Origin of the sequence: Pelomonas dachongensis (genome assembly GCF_043555865.1) — a bacterium.
Taxonomy (GTDB): Bacteria; Pseudomonadota; Gammaproteobacteria; order Burkholderiales; family Burkholderiaceae_C; genus Pelomonas; species Pelomonas dachongensis.
The window spans coordinates 1,015,606-1,021,674 of the sequence record NZ_JBIGHY010000002.1 but is presented as its reverse complement, the minus strand read 5'-3'; the positions used below and the strand labels follow the sequence as shown (position 1 = coordinate 1,021,674).

Sequence of the window (6,069 nt, the reverse complement as noted above, 5' to 3'; positions counted from 1 at the left end):
ATCCCATGATGGTCTCCCATCGAGTTGAGGGTCCATCAGCATGCGCCGTTGCGACGCCGACCGTGCAGGCTCCCGCTCCCACGAAGGTCAGCTTTCTGGCGCCTTGATGCTCGTACGCTCTCGGCCATCAGCGGCCGTCGGAGAACGGCTGGATACTGGCATCTCGGTAGGATTTCAGAACGATCCGCCGACGGGGAGGTGACGCACCGGTATTCTCGCCAATGCATTTGGCAGGAAAGCGCAATTCGCGCCTTTGAAGATGACTAAAGACGAAAAGACTTTCTACAGCACTGATCAAGTCCAGGCATTGCTGACGGCCTACCGCGACCTGTTTCCCGTGATCACGCCCGAGTTGAGGGCTTACTGGGACCTTGATCGGATTCGACCGTGGTGCTCGTTACCCTCCGATTTCCATAGAGCAAACTTTTCGAACTACGAGTCGCTCACGAAGCGCGCTCTTGAGATCGAGAGAACAATCTTTGATCCGGTCAAAAGAGGCGAAGCACTACAGCAAGCCTCAGTCGATGCCGGTGTCGGACTTTGCATAGGTCTGAACCCCTATGCAGATGCAGCGCTGCACCAAACCTACGAAGCGAACCGGCACAAGGGGCGCATCACCGTTATGGTGATGCATGACTGGTACCCCATCGTGCCGCTACCTAGAGGAAAGAAGTTCCACCCCGTAGATGCTCCACTGCGGAGGCAAGGAGGAATTCTTGAGGTCGGCAAGTACGAACGAAAGGGGGCGTTCCCATTGGCCGTCAGAGAGGGCCGTGAGTTGATGCTCTTCTTGAACTTCAAGCCCGATTATCGGCCTCCAGGAAATTACAGCAGTGGGCACTTTGCCAAGTCCTACGACAGGCTTGAGGAGGGATTCATGGCGACTCTCGAGTCGCTATGTGACCGATTCCCATGCGTCAACCTCATATCCTATGGTGTTCCTAGCTGGGAGGCCTTGTCCGGGCGAGTTCCAGAGATGTCGGCACCACTCGGCATCTTGGCGCACGCAAAGTCCAATGAGTGGATGGGAAAGGTGATGGACCTTCCCGTGGGCCGCTCGGTCGTGCGCTATTTGCCGTTGGCGCACCCAGACCGCAGGATTAATTTCTGCCCGGAGCACTCGCGCCATGCCCACTTGGGCTTTGAAGCCATGGGGCTGGATGGAGCTTCCCTGAGAGCCTGGTAGTCCGCCCCTATTCGGTGAGCGTCGGCTTCATGGCACCGCCATCTGTGGTCGCCTGAGTAGGCAGCGTCGCGCGATTGGTCCGGCGGCGTGACGGCTCCCGGGCAGGTGCGGCCGTTGACGACGGGCTGCTTCAAGGTGCCCGTCTTGCCGCTGACGCCCAAGTTTGGATCGATCTGGCGTCGTCACCGCCGGGTGTAGACCCGGCGCGACGACCCGGGGCCAGGGTTCTCCGCGTGAGCCATCGCCTCTCGTTATGGCAACATCCAAGCGGCAAACAGGCCGGCACTCCGGCGTGGCATTTGCTCGGAAAGATTGCATCTGATATCGCCGCGGAAGAGTGGAAGATATTTATATGCGACAAGCAATTGCATGCGCAGGGCAGTTAGGCATCACGACTGCACACGAACAAATATATTCAATCACCGCAACGATAACAGGAGAGGCGATGAATAAGTCGAAAATCAAGCAGGCACTCACCAAGGATCTATTTGAAACATTTCGAAAAAATCAAATTTCGGATGAAATGATTCAAAATCTCGAGGAGAAGATTTCGGAACTCGGAGCGTTCGTGCCGATTGTTGGCATTTTCGGGAAAACAGGCGTTGGCAAATCCAGTCTTTGCAATGCGTTATTTGGAAAGGACACCGCAAAAGTAGACGATGTCAATGCTTGCACTCGCGAACCTCAAGAGATTTTCGTAAAGATTAGCGAATCCGGCTCCGGCATAAAACTAATAGATCTCCCCGGCGTAGGGGAAGACAAGCTGCGAGATTCAGAATATTCTGAATTGTATAGACAATGGGTTCCAAAACTTGATTTGGTCATTTGGGTTATTCGTGCAGATGATCGAACATTTTCCGTTGATGAATTCTTTTACGAAAATATTGTCAAACAGCACGTAGATCCCGCAAAGACCCCCTTCTTGGTAGTCATCAATCAAGTCGATAAGATAAACCCCATACGCGAATGGGACGAATCCAATAGAAGGCCTGGGCATTCTCAGATGAAGATCATCGGTGAGCGTACACAATGGGCGGCCGGAAAGTTTGCGATACCCTCGGATCAAATTGTGGCGCTCTCCGCGTTTGAAAAATATAACATGGGAGCATTGGTGGAGGCAATAATTGACATTGTCCCAAACGAAAAGAAGCTGGGTTTTTTGAATCAAATGGACGAGCAGGTGGTTACTGAAAAGAGCCGCATATCCGTCGTAGAGGGCATCGTTAACTACGTTAAGGAAATATATGCGGAAATCAGGCCATACATTCCTGAAATAGTTGCCGCAGTCAAGTGGCTCGTAAAGTGGTGGCGCAGTTAAATACAGCGGTGCCAACCCGCAGGTCCAGGCGACGCTTAGTGGCGCGGCTCAACGCAATCGTTGAGCGCCCGCTTTCCGGCGGTGATTCAGGTCAAACTGAAGTCTGCAACGGGTCGAGAGCTCCTGTTCGCTACCCGGAGGAGCGGTCGGTGGAGTGGCCTTGTTCTTCGCGAACGGAGCCAAAGACCGCTGCACATCGCATAGCTGCCACTCCTGCGTCCAACGGTCACCTGCGGCACCGTCCGCTTGATGGCGGTCAGAGTGAGTTCGGCGGGTGGTAGCGACGGACAGCAACCGCTGCAAGGCCGACATGTGACGCGTGGCCGATGAAGCAGCTGGGATCCAGAGAGGTGGGCGGCTACAACCTCCCGTGTTGGCGTTGCAGAACGTAGCAGCTCTTTTCCGCGACCACGCCTTGCCCGGCTCCCTGACAACGACTCGACGTGCCCCCAGTGCAAAATCCAATCGATCGGCGCGAGCCTGGCGTCAGGCCTGCCGGGCAGTCCAACTTGGAGCAGGGAGCAGCATCAATGGCACTGACGAGGAAGGGCGAGTTTTGGTACGGCACCACGTCTGGCGATACCCAAGCCGAGCTGCGCAGCTACAGCGTTGCCAATCGCCATGAGGCCGTCCGGTTTGCCGCGTCCAAATGCGATTGCGGGGGCCGGACCTTCGCGCTGCAGACGGATGAAGACGCCGGCGTGGCGATCCGCACCTGCACCGACTGCGGGCTGGAACACCTGATGGGCGACAGCGCCTACCGCGTTGAAGATGCCGCGCCAGAAGGGCATGAGTGCATTTGCGAGAACGAGGTGTTCGAGCTGATGTCAGGCGTCTCTGTGTACCCGGGCACCCATGACGTGCGCTGGTACTACATCGCCTGCCGCTGCGTGGAATGCAACCTGGTCGGCGTCTTCGCCGACTGGCGGTGTGAAGCGGGTGATGCGGCGGCCTTCCTCGCCAAGGTCTGAGAGGTTGAACCTTGCAGTGATCAGGTTCGCACGCTTGCCGGGAGCTTTGCCATGCTGGATGTCCAAGTCGTCCGAACTCTGTCCGTCGAGTCAGATGTCGCGCTGAGCCACCTCAGCGCTGCCAGCGGCCTGGTTCGGTTGGGGCAGCGGCTGTTCGTCGTTGCCGATGACGAGCACACGCTGGCCGTGTTTGACCTGCCGGGCGAGCGTCCCGGCACGTGGCACCGCCTCTTCAGCGGCGAGCTGCCCGACGAGCCCAAGGTCCGCAAGGCCGCCAAGCCCGACCTGGAAGCGCTGGCCCATCTGCCGCCCTGGCCGCGCTGCCCGCAGGGCGCGCTGCTGGCGCTGGGCTCCGGATCGCGACCGCAGCGCCAGCGTGCGGCGTTGCTGGCGTTCGACGCGGCGGGTGAGATCCAGGGCGCCGTGCGCGACGTCGACCTCTCGCCGCTGTACGCGCCGCTGCACGAACGGCATGCGCAGCTGAACATCGAAGGCGCCTTTGTCGTGGCGGATTGCTTCTGCCTGCTGCAGCGGGGCAACCAGGCCAGCCCGGTCAATGGGCTGATCAGCTACGACTGGCGGGCGATCCAGGGCTGGCTGGACGGTGCTGGGCAGGCGCCCGAGCCGCTCTCCACCACGCGCCATGACCTCGGCGATATCGACGGCGTGCCGCTGTGCTTCACCGACGGCGCGGCGCTGCCGGATGGCTGCTGGGTGTTCTGCGCGGCGGCGGAGGCGAGCGATGACAACTATGCGGACGGTCCCTGCCGAGGGTCGGCCGTCGGTGCGGTGGCGGCGGACGGGCGCCTGCTGGGCGTGTGGCCGCTGTCGTTGCGCTGCAAGGCGGAGGGCATCGCGGCGACGGTCGAAAACGGTGTGCTGCGACTGCTGCTGGTGACCGACCCTGACGACCGCGACGAGCCCGCGTTGCTGCTGTCGGCAAGTCTGGCCGATCCGCGCCTTCGACCAGGTCCGCCGGGCGCTGCTGACACGGGGCCTAGGATGCGCCGCACCCCACACCCCGTTTGCTCACCATGCAACCCAAACACGCTCTTGCTGCGGCCGCGCTTGCCGCCGCCTGCCTGACCGCCTTTGCCCAGCTGGCACCCGTCGACACCGCCGATCCGGTGGCCCCGCTCGTCAACCAGCTCGATCTCGACAATTACAAGGCCACCATCAAGGGCCTGACGCAGTTCGGGGACCGGCGCCAGGGCACGGCGCGTAACCGGGCGGCGCTTGACTGGATCGAGGCGCAGCTGAAGGCTCACGGCTGCACGAACACCGAGCGGCTGCGCTACGAGTTCACCGAGCCGGCCAGGCGCGGGCCGGCGCAGTTGCAGCCGTTGCGTGCGGGCGGCCCGGCGGCGCAGGGCGGTGGCACGCTGTTCGGCAGGCGAGCGCCCACCGGCGTGAACACCGAACCCTTGGCCCAGCCCGACGAGAAGCTGCGCGCGCTGAATGCGGAACAGACGCCGCTGGGCACGTCGCCGCGCGAGAGCCTCTACTGCACGAAGGTGGGCAGCACGCGGCCGGACGAAATGGTCATCGTGTCGGCCCACATGGACGGCATCGGCTTTGGCGAGGCGGCCAACGACGACGGTTCGGGCACGGCGCTGGTGATGGAGCTGGCGCGGGTGTTCAACGCGCCGGGCGTGACGACGGAGCGGTCCATCCGCTTCATCCTCTGGAACAACGAGGAGACCGGCCTGAACGGCGCCCATGCCTACATCGCCCAGCGCCAGGGCTTGCAGGGCATCGAGTCGCCCAAGGGGTCGGGCCGCTACCCGGAGCCGACGTGGCTGGGTGTGATCCAGCACGACATGCTGCTGTTCGACCACGGCATGCCCACGCCGAAGCTGGACGCCGCCGGCAAGCCGGTGCTGGACGCGCGCGGGCAGCCGGTCTACACGGCACCGCGGGAGCAGCGGGCGGAGGCCGATGTGAATGTCGAGTTCCAGATCAACAGCAAGCAGGCCGACGCGTCCGCGAAGCTGGCATGGGCGATGCGCGGGGCCAACGAGAAGTACGCGACCGACTACCCGGTCGCGGTGGGCAACCGCATGACCAACACCGACTCCGTTCCCTTCATGGACCTGGTGGCCGCCATCTCCGTGCGCGAGAACGAGCGTGGCATGCAGATCGGCGCGGGCTGGAACCCGCACTGGCATCAGCCCACCGACCTCTACGCGACTTACTCGGACAAGGATTTCCTGCTGGGCCTGAACGCCGCGCAGACGACGCTGGCCGCCGTGGCGCAGCTGACTGGCGCGCGGGGCAAGCCCTGACCCCACGTTGTGCACTAGTTCACGAACTGCCGGCACGGGGCTGTCGTTTTCCCGCGTTCGCGGGGATGTCGTGAACTTTCACCTCGTTACAGTTGCTGCCACTGCGCGGTGCTAACGGCTTCATGCGCAGACGAGAGATTTCGCCGGGTCTTGTTATGGCCTGAAGCGAACGCAGGGGGAGACAAGGCCGTCAGGCCGTTCGTGGGTCCGTCGTGACGGGCCTGTTCTCACCCCCGTCCTGCGGACAGCTGGTGCGGCGCCCAAGCGGCGTGGCACGGCCGCGCCGTGGGCAGACATCGCCAGCTACGC

Annotated in this window: 5 protein-coding genes; all 5 read left to right on the top strand. The window is 61.8% G+C overall.

The features are described from left to right. Positions 1 to 259 precede the first annotated feature (259 nt). The 5 genes from ACG02S_RS09230 (at position 260) to ACG02S_RS09210 (ending at position 5,760) form a co-directional block, all read left to right on the top strand. Positions 260 to 1,186, top strand: coding sequence for a hypothetical protein (locus ACG02S_RS09230; protein WP_394470141.1), 927 nt, complete (start codon positions 260 to 262; stop codon positions 1,184 to 1,186). A gap of 445 nt (positions 1,187 to 1,631) precedes the next feature. Beyond that, positions 1,632 to 2,504 carry a GTPase family protein gene (locus ACG02S_RS09225; RefSeq protein ID WP_394470140.1) on the top strand — a complete coding sequence of 291 codons (873 nt, stop codon included), beginning with the start codon at positions 1,632 to 1,634 and terminating at the stop codon, positions 2,502 to 2,504. 530 nt (positions 2,505 to 3,034) lie between these two features. Continuing rightward, positions 3,035 to 3,475, top strand: a complete 441-nt coding sequence (locus ACG02S_RS09220) for a hypothetical protein (RefSeq protein ID WP_394470161.1) — start codon at positions 3,035 to 3,037, stop codon at positions 3,473 to 3,475. 51 nt (positions 3,476 to 3,526) lie between these two features. Next, positions 3,527 to 4,561: a DUF6929 family protein gene (locus ACG02S_RS09215; RefSeq protein WP_394470139.1), complete on the top strand. Its 1,035-nt coding sequence runs from the start codon at positions 3,527 to 3,529 to the stop codon at positions 4,559 to 4,561. Beyond that, on the top strand, positions 4,510 to 5,760 hold the full coding sequence (locus ACG02S_RS09210; protein ID WP_394470138.1) for a M20/M25/M40 family metallo-hydrolase: 1,251 nt from the start codon (positions 4,510 to 4,512) through the stop codon (positions 5,758 to 5,760). The genes ACG02S_RS09215 and ACG02S_RS09210 overlap by 52 nt, the downstream gene beginning before the upstream one ends. Positions 5,761 to 6,069: the final 309 nt, after the last annotated feature.